Below are 17,443 nucleotides of genomic sequence, written 5' to 3'. Positions count from 1 at the left end.
GCATTACCCCAACTCCGCGCGGCCTTGGTGCGCCTCGCGGAGCCGGATTCGGCGCGGATCACCCAGGCCGCGTAGGTAGACCACAGGGAGCCGTGATCAAATCTCAACTAAAAAAGGGATTGACTCAAACAGGGGAGAGCGCCAGATTCTGTCGAGCGGAGTAAAGCGGTGTTGGTTAGCAGTAACACGGCGTTCGCGCGTGCAGCCTACGAGTACGGGAAGCAACACGATCAATCTTGCGCGGTCTCAAGCGTCATTACCGACTTTAGTCTCGCCAATATGGCCTGGCTAAAAGCGCCGATGGGCGCGCCGTCTGTACCGATGACGGAAGTCCTGGCTTACTCGTACGCGGCTCTTCGACCGTCGAAAGACCTTTTAGATCGGTACTTGACGGAGATCGACAAGCTACAGAAGCAGGGGAGAATCTCTGAGAGAGATCATCAGCTACTTCGAAGCAGCACCGTTGCACTGGAAGAGCTGATGCGGCTGACGCTTGGCGATGAGGCGGCCCTCACGGAAGAAACGGTGACCGAAACCTTGCGACGCGTATCCGCTGAAATTAGAAAGGAGGAGAACGAGAAAGTCCGAGAGGAACAAGAGGCACACCGTCAAACAAGACAACAGCTCGCCGCGGCCGCGTCGGAGAGGGAGTCCTTGCAGAAGCGACTCTATTGGAAGGCCAGGCGAAACTCACAGTTTGTCGCCTGGGGAGTATCTGCTTCGGTAGGTGTCCTTCTTCTTGTGGGAGTTGCTGAGGGTTTGGGGATGCGAACGCAGAACGCCACCGTTGGCTGGTTATTGGTGGGCGGCTCGTCTCTCGTGGCAATGGGAACCATTCTGAATATGTTCTTCGGAACCACAGTGCGTCATCTCCATGAAGCCATCCAAACGAAGTGTGTGACCTATTTGCTGCGTCGGGAAGCCCGAGAGACTGGTATCAACTTTGGGGTAGATAGATAGAGGTGCCCAGAAGGGCGCTTGTTAGTTGGTGAAAGACCCTCGGTTTTTTGATTGGCCCCGGCTGTGGTATGGCGCGTTGACGACGCCGACGTGAGGAAATACTGCGATAGGTGAACACATGAGTGAGCTGAAAACTTGCTTCAAGAAAGTAGATTACGACCTGAGCGGGCTTCTTCACTATATCGACATCGGTGACATCGGGTTGCCGGACATCCAGCGGCCGTTCGTCTGGTCTAACGCGAAGGTGCGTGACCTCTTCGACTCCATGTACCGCGGGTTCCCGGTCGGATATCTGCTGTTTTGGGAAAACGGCACAGGAAATGGCGTGAAGCAGATCGGCTTAGGTGGCAAGCAGCATGCGGTGCCGTCCCGCTTGATAGTAGATGGTCAGCAGCGGCTGACCGCACTCTTTGCCGTGTTTCGAGGGAAGAAAGTGCTGGACGATGATTACCAGGAGCGTCAGATCGAGGTGGCGTTCCGTCCACGAGATGGCAAGTTCGAGGTGGCTGATGCGGCCATCCGGCGCGACCCGGAGTGGATCGCAAATATCTCCGGCGTCTGGGCAGGGGGAAAACCCAGCTATCAGATGGTGAAAGGATTCCTTAAGCAGCTCGAAGCCAAAGGCGCCATGACCCCGGAGGACGAAGAGCGGATCGCGCACAACCTCGACCGCCTGTTCGACCTCCAGAAGTACCCCTTTACGGCGCTAGAAATTGCGCCAACGGTGGACGAAGAGCAGGTGGCCGACATCTTCGTGCGCATTAACAGCGAGGGCGTTCGGCTGAATCAGGCGGATTTCATCCTGACCTTGATGTCCGTGTTTTGGGACGAGGGACGAAGTGCGCTTGAGACCTTCTGTCGGCAGTCGCGCAAAGCGCCGGACCCGGCAGCGCCCGCATCCCCCTTCAATCACTTCCTTCAGCCGGACCCAGACCAACTGCTGCGCGTCGCCATCGCGTTGGGATTTGAACGTGGGCGTCTCAAGAGCGTGTACCAGGTACTCCGAGGTAAAGATTTGGACACTGGGGAATTCTCCAACGAGCGACGGGACGCCCAGTTCAAGGTGCTCCAGGATGCACAAGCCGAGGTATTGAACCTCACCCACTGGCACCAGTTTTTGTCGTGCCTCATTGGTGCAGGCTTCCGCAGTGCTGAGATGATCTCATCACAGAACTCCCTGCTTTATGCCTACGCGTTTTACCTCATCGGGCGGAAGCGCTTTGGACTGCCGGAGCATCGGCTCCAGAAATTGATCGGGCGGTGGTTCTTTGCGTCGAGCCTCACCGGGCGGTATACGGGATCGCCCGAGACTGTCATGGACGGCGACCTGAACCGACTGAAGGAGGCGAAGGATGGAGAGTCGTTCGCACGCATCCTCGAAGAGATGATGGCGAATGAGTTGACCAACGACTTCTGGACGGTGACCCTCCCCGCGAATCTGGACAGTTCCTCTGCGCGAAATCCGGAGCTGTTTGCATACATCGCGGCACAGAACCGGCTGGGGGCTCCTGTTCTGTTTTCTCACAAGAAGATTCAAGATCTACTGGACCCCACCATCAGAACTAAGAAAAAATCGCTGGAGCGACATCACCTGTTCCCCCGTGCCTGGTTGGAGAAACAGGGGATCGATGACCTGAAGAAGATTAACCAAGTGGCGAACTTCGCATTACTGGAGTGGCCTGAGAACATCGACATCAGCGACGACCCGCCCGAGGACTATGTGCCTACCATCAAATCTCGTTTCTCTTCGGACGAGTGGTCGCGGATGTCTGAGTATCATGCCATGCCGCGAGACTGGGAGAGAATGCCATATGAAACCTTCCTGCAGGAACGCCGGAAGCTCATGGCGGCCATCATTCGGCGGGGGTTTGAGACGCTGCGTTAGGGCCGTATGTGAACGCCTTTTCTGAATCCGTGGTGGGCGGGCCTCGGCTACTCGTGCTCTACGGACCGGAGATTGCGGCAGGCGAGCCTGCCCTCGAGCATTTTGTCGGTAAGGTGCCAGCATGACGACCACCGTAGATGAACTCAACCGCTGGATGAGCGCGCCGCGTGAAGGCGAGCACCTCGAGTTCAAAGAGGCCAAAAACCAGTACGACCTGACCAAGCTCTTTCGTTATTGCGTCGCCTTGGCCAATGAGGGCGGCGGCAAGTTGATCCTCGGGGTGACGGACAAGCCACCCCGGAAAGTGGTCGGCAGCAGCGCATTCCCGAACCTGGCCGAGATCCAGAGCCGCATCCTCGACAAGCTGCGGTTCCGCGTGAGCGTGGAGGAGCTTCCGCAACCTGACGGTCGCGTCGTGATCTTTCACGTTCCACACCGCCCGGTTGGCACTGCGTACTCGTTCGAAGGGGCCTACCTGATGCGTTCGGGCGAGGACACGGTTTCGATGACCGAGGATCGGTTGCGGGCGATCTTCAACGAGGGGAAGCCGGGCTGGTTGTTGGAGCCGGCGCGAGATGGGTTGTCGGCCGCTGATGTCATTCAATCGCTGGATACCCAGAGTTACTTCGACATGCTCAAATTGCCGTATCCGGCGACCCGCGAGGCGGTGTTGGATCGGATCGAGCACGAACGGCTCGTCAGCAAAACACGGCAGGGCCTCGCCATCACGAACCTCGGCGCGGCCCTGTTTGCGAAGCGACTGGACGAATTCGAGGGCTTGGCGCGCAAAGCGCCACGCGTCATCGTGTACGACGGCAAAAGCAAGTTGCGCACCAAGCGGGAGCAGACCGGTAGCAAGGGCTACGCGATTGCGTTCGACGGACTGGTGCAGTTCGTTGAGTCACAGACTCCCGCCAATGAAGTGATCGAACAAGCATTGCGCCGTGACGCCCGGATGTACCCGACGATCGCGATTCGTGAACTGGTCGCGAACGCGCTCATCCATCAGGACTTCACGCAGTCGGGTGTGTCCGTCATGATTGAGATCTACGATGACCGCATCGAGGTCTCGAATCCGGGGCAGCCCGGCGTGCAGCCGGAGCGATTCATCGACGAGTACCGTTCTCGGAACGAGCAACTGGCCGACCTGATGCGTCGCCTCGGCATTTGCGAGGAAAAGGGCAGCGGGATCGACAAGATCGTCGATGCCGCCGAAGTGTTCCAGTTGCCGGCTCCGGAGTTTCGAGTGGACAACGTCCGGACGACCTGTATTCTCTATAGCCATCGCCCCTTTTCCGACATGAGCCGTGATGACCGCGTTCGTGCGTGTTATCAACACTGCTGTCTCCGCTACGTGATGCGGGAGACGGTGGGCAACCAGACGTTGCGCAAGCGTTTTGGCCTCTCGGATGAGCGGGCCGAGACCGTCTCGCGAATTCTCCGCGACACGGTGGATGCGGGATTGATCAAGCAAGAGGATCCAGAGAGCGGCTCCAAGAAGTACGCGCGCTATGTCCCGTTCTGGGCCTGAGTTATTTAGGCGTGAACCGGTGGTTCCCGGTTTGGAGATCCCAACCCCTTAAAAAACCGATGGATTCTCATTTAGGCCCAATTAGGCTGATATGACGACGGGCTCCTCCTTTACCGAATCTGTCGTCGAAGACGCTGCCCTGGCCTGGCTGGAGGCCATCGGCTACTCGGTGCTGCACGGCCCCGAGATCGCAACGGACGAGCCGGGGGCTGAGCGCAGCGACCCGAATTACCGCGACGTCGTCTTGGAGCGGCGCTTACAACAGGCGCTGGTCACGCTCAATCCCGACCTGCCGGCCGAAGCGCTCGAGGACGCGTTCCGCAAGCTCACGCGAATCGATGCGCCCTCGCTTCTGGAGCGCAACCGCGCGGTGCACCGGATGCTTGTTGAGGGCGTTGATGTGGAGTATCGGCGCCCGGACGGCTCCATTGCCGGGGCGCAGGCGCGCGTGTTCGACTTCGACAAGCCAGATAATAACGATTGGGTCGCGGTCAACCAGTTCACGGTAGCCGAGGGGCAGCACATTCGGCGGCCCGACATCGTGCTATTCGTCAATGGGCTCCCGCTGGCGGTGATCGAACTTAAGAACCCGGCTGACGAGGACGCCACGGTCTGGACCGCGTTCAAGCAACTCCAGACGTATCAAGCCGAGCTCTCCACGCTCTTTGCCTACAACGCGGCGCTTGTCGTCTCTGACGGCGTGCAGGCGCGGATCGGTTCGCTCGGAGCTGGGCGCGAGTGGTTCAAGCCGTGGCGCACCATTGGCGGGCGCGAGGATGCGCCGCCGAGTCTGGCCGAGTTGCAGGTCGTTTTGGAGGGCGTGTTCGACAAGCGGTGGTTTCTTACACTAGTTCGGCACTTCCTGGTGTTCGAGGACCTGGGCGGCGGGTCGTTGGCCAAGAAGATGGCGGGGTATCACCAGTTCCACGCCGTGAATGTGGCGGTGGAAGAGACGCTTCGCGCCAGTCGCATGATGGAAGTGGCCGCGGAGGTGTCGCCTGAGCAGCTTGGACGTTACGCGGCGGGGCAGAAGCCGGGCGGGGAACCAGGGGATCGGCGTGTGGGCGTGGTGTGGCACACGCAGGGGTCGGGAAAAAGCCTGAGCATGGCGTTTTACGCTGGGCGCATCATTCTGCATCCCGCCATGGCCAATCCCACGATCGTGGTGCTGACCGATCGCAATGATTTGGACGATCAACTCTTTGGCACGTTTGCGCGCTGCCAGGACCTGTTGCGGCAAGCGCCGGTTCAGGCGGAGAACCGCGCGGACCTGCGGGAGAAGTTGCGCGTGGCCGGGGGTGGGGTGGTCTTTACCACGATCCAGAAGTTCATGCCGGTGGTCGGACAAGTCGGACCAATCGGACAGGTCGGACCGTTGTCGGAGCGGCGGAACATTGTGGTGATTGCGGATGAAGCGCACCGGTCGCAATACGACTTCATTGACGGTTTTGCCCGGCACATGCGCGATGCGTTGCCCAATGCCTCGTTCATCGGCTTTACCGGGACGCCGATCGAAAAGACCGATGCGAACACGCGCGCGGTGTTCGGCGACTACATCAGCGTCTACGACATACAACGCGCGGTGCTGGATCGCGCGACCGTGCCCATCTACTACGAGAGCCGGCTCGCAAAGCTCGCCCTGAAGGAGTCCGAGCGCCCCAAGATCGATCCCGAATTCGAGGAAGCCACTGAGGGCGAGGAGGTTGAGCAGCGGGAGAAGCTCAAGACCAAGTGGGCGCAGCTCGAAGCCGTCGTGGGCTCGGCACAACGGGTCCGGTTGATCGCCCGCGATCTGGTGGAGCATTTCGAGAACCGGCTGGCCACCATGGACGGCAAGGCCATGATCGTGTGCATGAGCCGCCGCATCTGCGTGGAGCTGTACAAAGAGATCGTGGCCCTACGCCCGCAGTGGCAACACGACGTGGATGACCAGGGCATGATCAAGGTGGTGATGACGGGCTCGGCGACCGATCCGCCCGATTGGCAGCCGCACATCCGCAACAAGGTGCGGCGCGAGGCATTGGCCCCGCGCTTCCGCGACGCTCACGATCCGTTCAAGATCGTGATCGTGCGCGACATGTGGCTCACAGGCTTTGATGCACCCAGCCTGCACACCATGTACGTGGACAAGCCCATGCGCGGCCACGGGCTCATGCAGACCATCGCGCGCGTGAACCGCGTGTTCAAGGACAAGCCGGGCGGATTGGTGGTGGACTACCTCGGCCTTGCCGCCGAGCTGAAGCAAGCGTTGGCCACGTACACGGAAAGCGGCGGGACCGGCAAGACGGCGATCGATCAGGCCGAGGCGGTTGCCGTGATGCTGGAGAAATACGAAGTCTGTTGCGGATTGTTCCACGGTTTTGATTGGACCAAGTGGGTCTCAGGCACACCGCAAGAGCGACTGAGCGCCCTGCCTGCTGCGCAGGAACACATCCTGGCATTGGAGGACGGCAAGCCCCGATTGCTCCGAGCGGTCACCGAGTTGTCGCAGGCGTTTGCCCTCGCGGTGCCCCACGAAGACGCGCTCCGTATTCGCGACGACGTCGGGTTCTTCCAGGCCGTGCGCGCGGTGCTGGCCAAGAACGTGCCCGGCGAGCGCAAGACCGATGAAGAGCTCGACCACGCGATCCGGCAGATCGTGTCCAAGGCCGTGGCCTCCGATCAGGTGGTGGACATCTTCACAGCCGCGGGCCTCAAGAAGCCGGACATCTCCATTCTCTCCGACGAATTCCTCGCCGAAGTCCGCGGCATGCCGCAGCGTAACTTGGCTGTGGAACTGTTACGCAAACTATTGACTGGCGAGATTCGCCTGCGTCGGCAAAAGAACGTGGTACAGGGTCGCTCGTTTGCCGACATGCTGGAACAAGCGATCCGTCGCTACCAAAACCGCGCGATCGAAGCCGCGCAGGTGCTGGAAGAGTTGATCGGTCTGGCCAAGGACATGCGGGCCGCGAACGCGCGCGGCGAGCAGCTTGGGTTGTCCGACGACGAACTCGCGTTCTACGACGCGCTGGAAGTCAACGACAGCGCGGTGAAGGTTCTGGGCGAACCGACGCTCAAGATGATCGCCAAGGAACTGGTCGAGACCGTGCGCAAGAACGTGAAAATCGATTGGACGGTGCGCGAGAACGTGCGCGCGCAACTACGAGTTTTTGTGAAACGCATCTTGCGCAAGCACGGCTACCCGCCAGACAAGCAAGAGAAGGCCACGCAGACGGTGCTCGAACAAGCCGAGGTGCTGTGCGCAGAGTGGGCGGCGTGATGACGAACAGAGCAGGAATTGGCGACGGAGGTGGAGCGTGAGTCCGAATGTGCAATACCCGTCGACAGTTTTTTTCCAGGCCTGTCGAGGAGTATTTGAAGGCGGGGGCTGCCGAGGTGCAGCTCACGTTGGCGCATACAAAGCAGCGATTCAATGCGGAGTCAATTTCTCAGAAGTCGCTGGCACATCGGCCGGATCAATTATTGCCGTTCTGATTGGAGCTGGGGCAGACCCACAGTTTCTGCTCAACAAGACCGCCTACCTGAAGTTCCGTGAATTGCTTGCAGAACCCCAAGGCCGAATTTCTACGCCTTGGTTGGGTCGTGTGGCAAGTCCGTTTCTTTTGGGCCGGAAAAGGCTTCTCGGGAAGGTCCTCCTTAGTGGTTCGGCTTACTCGTCTGAAAAACTGGAAGAATGGCTGGATCAACTCCTTGCCGAGTTGCTTCCAGGAGCTCAGCGGCCCATAAAGTTCAAGGATCTGATTCTGCCAACCTGGGTGGTCGCAACAGACCTGGCCGGGAGGCGTCCTAAGGTCTGGAGCAAGCAGGAAACGCCTGATGAAACCGTGGCGATGGCTGTCCGCAGCTCGTGCTCCATTCCACTTTTCTTTGAACCCGTCGAATCTGGAAACGCTCTCTACGTTGACGGCGGCATGTTGAGCAATCTTCCATCGTTCGTGTTTGCCAGTTCGGAAGGCGACGCACAAGCTCTCGGGGGCCGCATTCTAGCGTTTCGCCTTGTGGGAAATGAAACCCCGATGATAGACCGCACGCTCAGCGGGTTGGTCTTGCGCTTGATCGACGCAGCCATTAGCGGAGCCACGAAACTGCAGACCGGTATACAAAGCAATATCAGTTCTGTTGAGATAAAAACCGGCGACATATCGAGTACCAATTTTGAAATAACTGAGGATGAAGTTCGTTTCTTGCTGGAGGCAGGTGAGTCCGCTGTCGTGGACTTCATCCGAAATGAGCATACAAACGTCACTGACTCCCTAAGTCTCGATGTCGCAAGGTACGGCGATGACGAATTGTACGACGACCTGGTCAGAGAGATGGCGACACCGGGCAAACGTCTGGTTGTCTCGTGTGCTGACTCGGGTTGGTTCTGGAAGCTCTTTCCTTCAGTCATACACTGGATGTTCGCCGGTGCCGCAGTCGATATTCTGATAAAGGCGGGATCGCCGTCCGCTAGGGAACGACAACGACGACGAGTACTTAAGAAGCTTGGGGCCCGGATCGTCGAGGCCAGCGAGATCCCTCTTAGCTGTTTCGTCCTCAGCCGAGTAGACGACCGCCACAACGCGGCCTTTGTACTAAATATCAGCGAAACACCGTTTTCACCAAAGGGTGCTGTGTATATCGGAATCAGGCACCGTCCTGTGATCGATGCCCTCCTGAAGACGTTGGACCAACTCATTCCCCAGGCAGATACCAACCGGCCGGGGCTGCGGTTGGAAAGAGGCAATCCGGAGAGCCTGATAAGGCTGCTCAAGGAAGGCGTGAATCAGTACAGCACACCTTCCGTTTCAATTGAAATGCAGGAGGTGCCGCTAGACCATCCTGTCGAGCCTGTCCAACTGGTGGTCCGCCGAGTGCGCTCTTTCAAGTACCGCCAAATTGGACACCTGGTGACGCTGTACAATCGCTACTCAATTCCTTTCTGCGAGCCGGCAGATATTTTTGCGGATGGGCAGTACGTCTCGACGGTCACGCCGCCGGTTTTCGAGAAATGGCAGGACTCATTTGTCGCTGTTGAAGGAAACACGCGTGTTTTCTATCTCAATAGAGCAGGTTTGCGCTCTGTGTCTAGCTTGGTTGTGAGTGGAGTGAGCGCGCCTCTCCCTGGAGTGCCCGTTAGCTTACGAGAGGTTTTACTCGCGACCTGTGACCTGCCGTTGAATGAACGAATCAAAGACTTCAACTATGGCAATTTTCGCTCAATCGAGGGCGCAGCACGGCCTGAGAGTTGAAAGGAGCGAGTGTCGTGCCCAGACTAACCTCAGCCGACTTGACTGGCCTCTTGGGAAAATCAGCTGCGGTGGCGTACCGCGTTATTCTTCTCGCACAAGAGACAGTCAAGGGATGCACGGTCTTCAAGTATATTTCACCACCGCCGCTTCAGGAGCGGGTCGCACTGACGGACTTCGAGAAAGAGATTGTCGAGCAGGCACTCTTGATTCGGGAGAACACAAAGCTGCCATTCTGGGAGGCAGTGTTTTCAGCCTGCATCAGAAAAGGCCAGTGTACCGACGCTTTGCTAAAGGCAACATTTTTTCACAATGGACAAGGCCTCGCCGTTGTGTGCGGGCGTGATGACCTAGAGTCAGGCGTTCTCGAAAGGCTGGTAGAAGGGGATAGTGCCAACGTCAGTCTGGGTTCAGAGATACTTGACCGACAAAATGAGAGTCGACACCTGATGTTTCTCGATTTTCATTGTGAGGTTTCGGAAGGAAACACGCGCATAGTACACCAGGTGTGTCAAAATCTGATGCCGGAAGGCTTCTTAGTCCTTGATTCGGGCGACTCTTATCATGCGTCGACCATCAAACTGGTCACTCCGAAGGAGCGTATCTCCATGTTAGGGAAAGCGCTCCTCGCCAGTCCTATCGTTGATACGACCTATATAGGACACCAACTACAACAGGAGTCTAGTTCGATCCGTATCTCTAAAGGCGGGAAGGCCAAAAGGTATCCGGTTGTTATTGGTACTTGGTGTCCTGCCAACTAACGGGTCGTGGTGAACAAGAGGGAAGTTCACTGGTCCTCCGTGTGTGAGCGGTGCTCTATTGAGAGACAGGGACAGGCTACTTATCTGCGAGTGTATGGGGCCGGTAATGGGCATCGGACCAAATCAACGCGACTTGTTTGGAGTAGTGCTGGGGGTGAATTGACACCTGATAATCGCTATGACGTGTCGGAACTGCCCGAGGCGCAGTTTGAGCCTGGCTCGAACGAGCAGGTTCTGAGGAACCGCCTTGGGATCACGTCCAAGCAGGCGATGGACGACGCGGAGGCCGAGGCACTTGAACGCGCGACAGATCGGTTCATCGCGACACTTAACGCGACCCACCGCTTCACCGCAGCCGATATTTGTGAAATTCACCGAGTGTGGCTCGGGGATATCTATGAGTGGGCGGGACGGTATCGGCAGGTGAACGTCAGTAAGGAAGAGTTCCCTTTTGCTCCCGCAGCGCGTATCGCTACTTTGATGACAGAGTTCGAGCAAGGACCGTTGCAGCGTGATACACCCTGTAATTTTTCAGGCAAGGGACAGGTAGCGCGCGCACTGGCGGAAGTGCACACGGAATTGGTGCTCATTCACCCGTTTCGAGACGGAAACGGGCGTGTCGCGCGATTGCTTTCGTCCCTGATGGCCTTACAGGCCGGACTGCCTTTGTTGGATTTCCGGGCGATTGTTGGTGAGAAAAGAGAGGCGTATTTCTCAGCGGTACGAGCGGGGCTGGAGCGGAACTACGAGCCGATGACGCGGATCTTTGCCGAGATTATCGAACGGAGCGAAGCCGCTTCTTGATTTGGCTGGTGACTTCAGACGCGGTCAGTGTTTCTATAATCGATTCCACGGACGCGCCGGTTTCAATCGCGGAAGAGCTGCTTACGTTGGTGATGAGGGCCTTCTGGTACTTGTCAGGGTCCTTGAGATAAGGGTTCGTTTCGAGCAGGGATGGCGTACGCACGACGACATTTTATCACAAATGTTCCGCGCGTCGGGGAACACCGTTCGGCCGAGACATGGGACGCTGAAAAACGCGTGCCCTTCTCCCTTCTGCTCGCCTAACTTCCTATGTCGTTTGGTTTTTCGAGTTCACAAAGCGACTCCAGAAAACGACCGCTGATGGAACGCTTCCAAATATGAGCGCGGTCAGCCCCGATATGAGTAGGACAACCCGCCAGCCAGGGGCAATGCGTTGCCCGAAGTCGGTCACCAAGGAAGTCTCGACATTCGCTCTTTGAGCCGCGCCAACACCTGGTCCGCTTTCTCACGCGAGAGCTGTACGGATTTCCCCGCGCCAAACGCCTTGAGCACCTCGGCCACGGGTCCTTTCCCCAACCGCTGAGCCGCCGCCCAAATCGCCTGCAGTTGATCAGCCTGGATGCCGGCCGTCCGCAAACGCTTGCCGTTGATCTCTACGACTGTGTTCAGCGCCCGGTTTCCAGGGCGAGAGGGTTCGCCTGTCGCTGCAGCAGCTCCGTTCCCGATTGGCGGCTTCGGCTCGATGGCCGATCCTGGGGCCTGCTGCACCGTTTCGCCATTGGCTGCTGCCACGGCCTCGGTCTCCCGCTGCTCGTGCGTGATCTCTTCGGGCTCGCGATACTCGACGCCTAGCAGTTTCTTCTCCACGATCGCCTCGGCCTTGGTCACCGCCGTGCGTTCCCCGAAGCGTTTCAGCCGTGAGAGCTGTTGGATGATGGCCAACTGGTCGCTCGGTTCGGTCAGGACCGGGTGTCCGTCGGGACCGATCGTGTAGGGTTTGCCCGCTTTGACGACCTGGCCTTTGTGATCCGTCTTGGGCGCGATGGCGTTCCAGACGAGATCCTCGCACTCGGTTTTCCAGACGATCGTGACGCGCGCCTCGCGCTGCAGGACGGGATTCGTCTCCGGGCCGATCCAGCCCTTGACGTGCGCCCAGGCCTTGTCCGCGTCGCATCCGGCCTCGATGATCCGCGTCTTAATCCCGGCTTCCTTGGCCCAGTTGTTGTAGACCCGAGCGCTGGGGATCAGGCGCTTGCCGTGTCGGCGGTCGTACACCGCGTAGAAATCGCGGTCGCTGATCTCGGTCTCCTTCCGGAGCTGCTCCGCCGGATCGAGTGTAACGACTCCGTTCCCCGTGTTGGCCTTTCCGTTCTGTCCCGTATTCATGGTGTCCTCTCCTTCTTTTACACGACGATTTCTTCGTCCGACATCTCCTCGGTTAGTACCAGGTGCGTGCGGATGGCGGACTCGTTTCCGAGACACAACGGCCGATAGTCGCACCCGCTCCACAGTCCGCACGATGACGTCTTCTTGGGGAAGCGGCCGCGGGCGATGTCGGCGGCCACGAGGGCCAGCTTCGCCCGATACTCCGCGATGTCTTGCGGCGTCCTGGTTGCGAAGGACCAGGCGATCTTCGGTTCTTTGAGCTTGAGCAGGACGCAAAACGCCACGCGATCCACCGGGATGCCATTGGCCTCCAGCAGCCACCAGTACGCGGTCAATTGCTCGTTGAGCTGGACCTCTTCGGCGTCGTAGACGGACTGGGCGGTCTTGAAATCCACGAGCGTGCGCAGGCCATCGACCTCGCCGTACAGGTCTGGATACCCGACAAAGCTGACGCCGTCGACTTCGGCGGAGAGACTTCGCTGCACGTGCTCGGGGGCTACGTTCGAGAAGCGGGGCAGTTCCTCCGCCACAAAGCGCGTTAACACGCCCCTGCCGATCTCCAAGAGCGCCTCCCACGAATATCGCTTGCCCCACTCCACCCCAGCGTCCTTGAGCGCCTGCCATGCGGCCTCAAAGACTGCCACCGGCTCCGCGCCGCGCTGGAACAGGGCGGTGAGGCCGCGGTCGATCGCGTCGCCAAAGAGCAGCGCCGGCTTCTTCGCCACGGGTCGCCATCCATCGAGGTAGTAGTAGCGGTACGCTCGCGGGCAGAAGTCGTATCGCGTCACCCTGCTGTGCGACAGTGCCATGGACGTCCCTCCTCTACCGGCTACGCGACCGTCTTCCGCTGTCTCTGAAGGCGGGGCTGGTGACAGATCACCACGGGATCGGCGGCCGTGTCGGCACGCTCACGGCCCCACGTTCCGGCCCTTTGTGGCAGGACCTCGCGCACAAAGGGCGACAGCCGATGACTCATTTCTCGTCCCTGGACCACCCGTTGCGCCGACCATGAGAGGAAGAGCCGCTCTCGCGCCCGCGTCGCGGCCACGTAGAAGAGCCGCCGCTCTTCCTCGAGGTTGTCGCGGTTGCGCGCGTGGGGCAGCACGCCGTCCTCCAATCCGACGACGAAGACGATCCGGAACTCGAGGCCTTTGGCCGCGTGGATCGTCATGAGCCGCACGGTCTTCGTCTGATTGCCAGCCGCCTCGTGGTCGTTGCCGGCGACGCCGGCGTGTAGGAGAAAGGCCCCCAGGTCCCCTCCCACCTCCCGGTCAAAGCGCCGCGCGAGGTCGACGAGCTGGGTCAGGTTGGCCAGCCGCTTGGCTGAGTCGGCGTAGGTCTTGGTCACGTGCTCCTCGTACCCGACCCGCTCCAGGACAGTTTCGAGCAAGCGGCTCATCGGAAGAGACGTGGCTCGGAGCGCGTCCATCATGTTGAGGAAGGCGCGGAGCCGTGGCGGGATCCTACCGATACTCTGCAGGATCTCCGTCACCGGCTGGCCGCGGTGGGCCACGATCGCGTGATCAATCCGCGCCATGTCCCGCTTCCCTACGCCTCGCGGCGGGAGGTTGACGATCCGCTTGAAGCTGACCGCATCGCTGGGATCGTCGATGAAGCGGAGGAAGGCCATCGCGTCCTTGATTTCTCGGCGCTCCCAGAACGCCGGCCCCTCGACCAGGCTGTAGGGGATCCGGGCGTCGGCCAGCGCCTGCTCAATTGGACGGAAGAGCGAAGCCACGCGGCCCAGAATGGCGATCTCCCCGAACCCGGCCCCGTCCCGCGCGAGGTGCACAATGGACTCGGCGATCCAGCCCGCCTCGTGTGCGGCGGACCGACACGCGACCACCTCCACAGGCTCGCCAGTGGCGTTGGGGGTGGCAATGGCTTTGAGCGTGCGGTGGCGGTTGGCGCTGATGATCCGGCGCGCGACCGCGATGATCGTCCCGCTGGAGCGGTAATTCGTTTCCATCCGAATCACCTTCGCCCCGGGGAAGCGGGCCTCGAAGTTGAGGATGCCGGCTGCGTCCGCGTGCCGAAACGCGTAGATCGCCTGGTCGTCGTCCCCGACCGCGCAGACGTTATAGGCCGGAGCCGCGAGGAGCTGGAGCACGCGTTCCTGCAACGGACACGTATCTTGGTACTCGTCGACCAGGATGTGGCGATAACGACGCCGTACCCGATCCGCCACCGGAGCATGGGTCTCCAACAGACGCAGGGCCTTGACCAGCAGATCCGGGAAATCGAGCGCGTCGTCCCGTTCGAGATGTTGCTCGTACCGGCGGTAGGCCTCGTCCAGCAGGGCGAGGTAGGCGCCTGGTGGGACGGATCCCGTCGACGCGGCGAACTCGTCGCCCGGCGCAATGCCCAGGTGCTTGAGTCGGTCAATGTCCGCTCTCAACGACTCCCACATCCCAGCCGCGTCGAGCTCTGTGGCCACGGCTTTGACCAGCCGGTTACTGTCGTCTCCGTCGTAGATGCGGAAGCGATCGCTGCGGGGAATGAGGTCGTGGTGCGCGCGCAAGAGGCGGGCGCAGAACCCGTGGAAGGTCGCGACCGTCACGTCCCGCATCGGCCGATGCGCCACGCGGGCGATCCGCTCTCGCATTTCGCAGGCCGCCTTGTTGGTAAAGGTCAGGCACAGGATCTCAGCGGGCGGAATCTGCCGCGCTGACACCAGATAGCCGACCCGATGCGCCATGGCCGTGGTCTTGCCCGACCCCGCCACCGCCAGCACCAGCAGCGGCCCCTCCCCATGCATCGCCACCTCGCGCTGCTCGGCATTGAGGGCGGTCAGGAGGGTGTCGGTAGGGACGGGTTCGGTGCATGCGTTGGATAGCTCCAGCGTGACCGGCATGGTCTTGGTCGTCATAAGGACCCTCCATTCGGAATCAGGTGGTGATCCGCGAAGCTGAAGAACCGCTCCTCGCCCACGATCACGTGGTCGAGCACGGTGATGCCCAAGAGCCGCCCCGCCTTGACTAATCGCTCAGTCAATTCTCGATCCTCGCGACTGGGCTCGGGATCGCCGCTGGGGTGGTTATGCGCCAAGATGACGGCCGCCGCGTTGGAGAGCACCGCAGGTTTGAAGACCTCCCGGGCATGGACGAGCGCCGCGGTCAACGAGCCGATCGCGACCACGTTGAGGGCGTTGACCCGATGCTTGCCGTCCAGCAGCAGGAGCACGAAGTACTCGCGGTCCGCGCCGGCGAGATAGGTCTGGACGAGCTTGGCCGCGTCCGAGGACTGGCCGATGGCGGTGGACCCGTAGGGAAACCTTCCCTCCCGGACCATCTGGATCCGGACCACCGCGATCGCCTTCCTCGACGGGTCATGCCCGCACGCAGGTCCGGCTCTACCGTCTGGAGTGTCGTCCATCGCAACCTCCTTAGCCTGGATTCAACGAGTTCGGGGCCGCGCCCCGATCACGCAGAATCCGGAGGTCGTTTTTCGGGCTGAAGGAGAATGAGAGACATGCGGGGGAGTGCCGAGAAAAGACATCGGCCTTCGTCTCAGGGGTCCCGAAACAGAGGCCGGGGAGGAGGGAAACGACGAGACGGCTAGATCAGGGGCTCGCTAGAAGAGGCGAGAATTCCCAGACGTTATCGAACGGTCTCGACCGTGAGACCCTTGATCTTTCGGTAGTCCCGGAGATCCGCGGTCAGGACCGAAAACCCCAGCGAGATTGCCGTCGAGCCAATGATGAGGTCGTGGGCCCCCAGCTGGACGCCGCGCTTGGCCAAGCTGGCCCAAAGGCTGGCGTAGATTCTGGCGGCACCCACGCTGAAGGGGTACAGGGGGAAACTCTCGATAATCTTCTCGACGTACGCTTCCCGGACCAGTCGCCGCCGCTCGGAATCCGCCCGATGCACCCCGTGGAGGAGTTCCGCCACTGTCATGACGCTCAGGCCAAACGGCTCGTCTTCTCTCCCTTCGGTCAGGACCTCGAGGGCGATGGTTCCTCGCTCAACCGCAATTAAGACGCTGGTGTCGAGGATCACCCCCACCGACCCGGCTCCGGCAGAGCGAGTTGATGGGTGATGATCTCCCGTAGATCTTTGTCAAACCGCTCGGCTTCCTCTCCGAGTCGAGGCACGTGACGAAGCAGCGCGTTCAGTTCGCCGAGCGTTCGTTCCCGAACCGGCGTCTCGGCCGGACCGATGAGCGCGACTGGTTTACCGCCACGCACGATCGTGTACCGATCACCCCGGTACTTAATCGAATTCAAGATCTCCGAAAACGTGCGGACTGCATCAGTCGCGCTAATGGTCTTTTCCATCGTTCCCCTTCCTGTCATATATGTAAAATATGATTTTCTACATTATACACATCGTCTAGGACCTGGTCCAGCGGCGCGGTGGCTATAGCGGCACCCTCCTCTCGTTCGCCCCGGGCCGTTGGGACGTCGCAGGGCACGCCGTCCCAACGGCCCCCGAATCGTTTTTCGCTTCGTAGGGTGCGGTCGTCGCCAACGTCCCAGAACGGGCGGAGGCCTGCAGGATCGCTTCCCTATCCGGGGAGGGATGGAGGGGGCCGGGCTCACTCCACCCCGCAGGGGCCAATTCATTTTTCGGGGTTGGGGTTCCGCGTGTTTCCGAACCACAAACCCGCGCGCCACCCCGCCCAAGCACCGCGGTCCGGTGTGCACGATGGGGTGGGTTCTGACATCGTGTCAAAACCCACCCCAAGATGCTCATGGCAGGGATGAAACGGTTGCGGTTAGGCGACTGGGGAGAAGTGAATGGGATCGGCCACCATGGCCGTTCCCATTCACTTCTGGGCGGTTCACGTTCTCACCTGTCTGGCCGTCTTCCCACAGGAGGTTTGGCACGGGCGTCCTGCCCCAGATCCGGACCTGAATTCCCCACTTGACTGCAGCAGACGATCTATCCCTGTGGACAGGGGCCAGGGGGGTCAACGGGCATGG

Annotated in this window: 13 protein-coding genes; 7 read left to right on the top strand and 6 right to left on the bottom strand. The window is 60.1% G+C overall.

The window, feature by feature from the left end:
• The first annotated feature begins 168 nt into the window (after positions 1-168).
• From AB1451_16450 to AB1451_16420, 7 genes are all read left to right on the top strand, one after another.
• The gene (locus AB1451_16450) at positions 169-960 is read left to right on the top strand and encodes a hypothetical protein (protein MEW6684487.1); all 792 of its coding nucleotides are present in this window, start codon (positions 169-171) and stop codon (positions 958-960) included.
• Positions 961-1,078: 118 nt separating this feature from the next.
• Positions 1,079-2,845 (top strand): DUF262 domain-containing protein, encoded by a 1,767-nt coding sequence (locus tag AB1451_16445; protein ID MEW6684486.1) that lies wholly within the window; start codon positions 1,079-1,081, stop codon positions 2,843-2,845.
• Positions 2,846-2,966: 121 nt separating this feature from the next.
• Positions 2,967-4,376 (top strand): ATP-binding protein, encoded by a 1,410-nt coding sequence (locus AB1451_16440; protein ID MEW6684485.1) that lies wholly within the window; start codon positions 2,967-2,969, stop codon positions 4,374-4,376.
• A gap of 91 nt (positions 4,377-4,467) precedes the next feature.
• Positions 4,468-7,638 (top strand): type I restriction endonuclease subunit R, encoded by a 3,171-nt coding sequence (locus tag AB1451_16435; protein MEW6684484.1) that lies wholly within the window; start codon positions 4,468-4,470, stop codon positions 7,636-7,638.
• Positions 7,639-7,675: 37 nt separating this feature from the next.
• The gene (locus tag AB1451_16430) at positions 7,676-9,610 is read left to right on the top strand and encodes a patatin-like phospholipase family protein (GenBank protein MEW6684483.1); all 1,935 of its coding nucleotides are present in this window, start codon (positions 7,676-7,678) and stop codon (positions 9,608-9,610) included.
• 14 nt (positions 9,611-9,624) lie between these two features.
• On the top strand, positions 9,625-10,368 hold the full coding sequence (locus AB1451_16425) for a hypothetical protein (protein MEW6684482.1): 744 nt from the start codon (positions 9,625-9,627) through the stop codon (positions 10,366-10,368).
• Between the two features lie 159 nt (positions 10,369-10,527).
• Positions 10,528-11,172, top strand: a complete 645-nt coding sequence (locus tag AB1451_16420) for a Fic family protein (GenBank protein MEW6684481.1) — start codon at positions 10,528-10,530, stop codon at positions 11,170-11,172.
• A 408-nt stretch (positions 11,173-11,580) separates the two neighbouring features.
• On the opposite strand, the gene AB1451_16415 is transcribed toward AB1451_16420, so the two are convergent.
• The 6 genes from AB1451_16415 to AB1451_16390 all read right to left on the bottom strand — a co-directional run bounded on the left by AB1451_16415 (position 11,581) and on the right by AB1451_16390 (position 16,795).
• Positions 11,581-12,519 (bottom strand): hypothetical protein, encoded by a 939-nt coding sequence (locus AB1451_16415; protein MEW6684480.1) that lies wholly within the window; start codon positions 12,517-12,519, stop codon positions 11,581-11,583.
• Positions 12,520-12,536: 17 nt separating this feature from the next.
• Entirely contained in the window at positions 12,537-13,328 is a 792-nt protein-coding gene (locus AB1451_16410) for a PD-(D/E)XK nuclease family protein (protein ID MEW6684479.1), read from the bottom strand.
• 20 nt (positions 13,329-13,348) lie between these two features.
• Complete coding sequence (locus tag AB1451_16405; protein ID MEW6684478.1) at positions 13,349-15,388, bottom strand: ATP-dependent helicase; 2,040 nt, start codon at positions 15,386-15,388, stop codon at positions 13,349-13,351.
• Positions 15,385-15,894, bottom strand: coding sequence for a JAB domain-containing protein (locus tag AB1451_16400; GenBank protein MEW6684477.1), 510 nt, complete (start codon positions 15,892-15,894; stop codon positions 15,385-15,387). Before AB1451_16400 ends, AB1451_16405 begins: the two co-directional genes overlap by 4 nt.
• A gap of 224 nt (positions 15,895-16,118) precedes the next feature.
• Positions 16,119-16,523: a type II toxin-antitoxin system VapC family toxin gene (locus tag AB1451_16395; protein MEW6684476.1), complete on the bottom strand. Its 405-nt coding sequence runs from the start codon at positions 16,521-16,523 to the stop codon at positions 16,119-16,121.
• Positions 16,514-16,795 carry a prevent-host-death protein gene (locus tag AB1451_16390; protein MEW6684475.1) on the bottom strand — a complete coding sequence of 94 codons (282 nt, stop codon included), beginning with the start codon at positions 16,793-16,795 and terminating at the stop codon, positions 16,514-16,516. The genes AB1451_16395 and AB1451_16390 overlap by 10 nt, the downstream gene beginning before the upstream one ends.
• Between the last annotated feature and the right edge of the window lie 648 nt (positions 16,796-17,443).

The sequence above is a fragment of the Nitrospirota bacterium genome (assembly GCA_040757335.1).
GTDB lineage: Bacteria > Nitrospirota > Nitrospiria > 2-01-FULL-66-17 > 2-01-FULL-66-17 > JBFLXB01.
The sequence above is the reverse complement of the archived record's forward strand: the minus strand, read 5'-3'. Positions and strand labels throughout refer to the sequence as shown.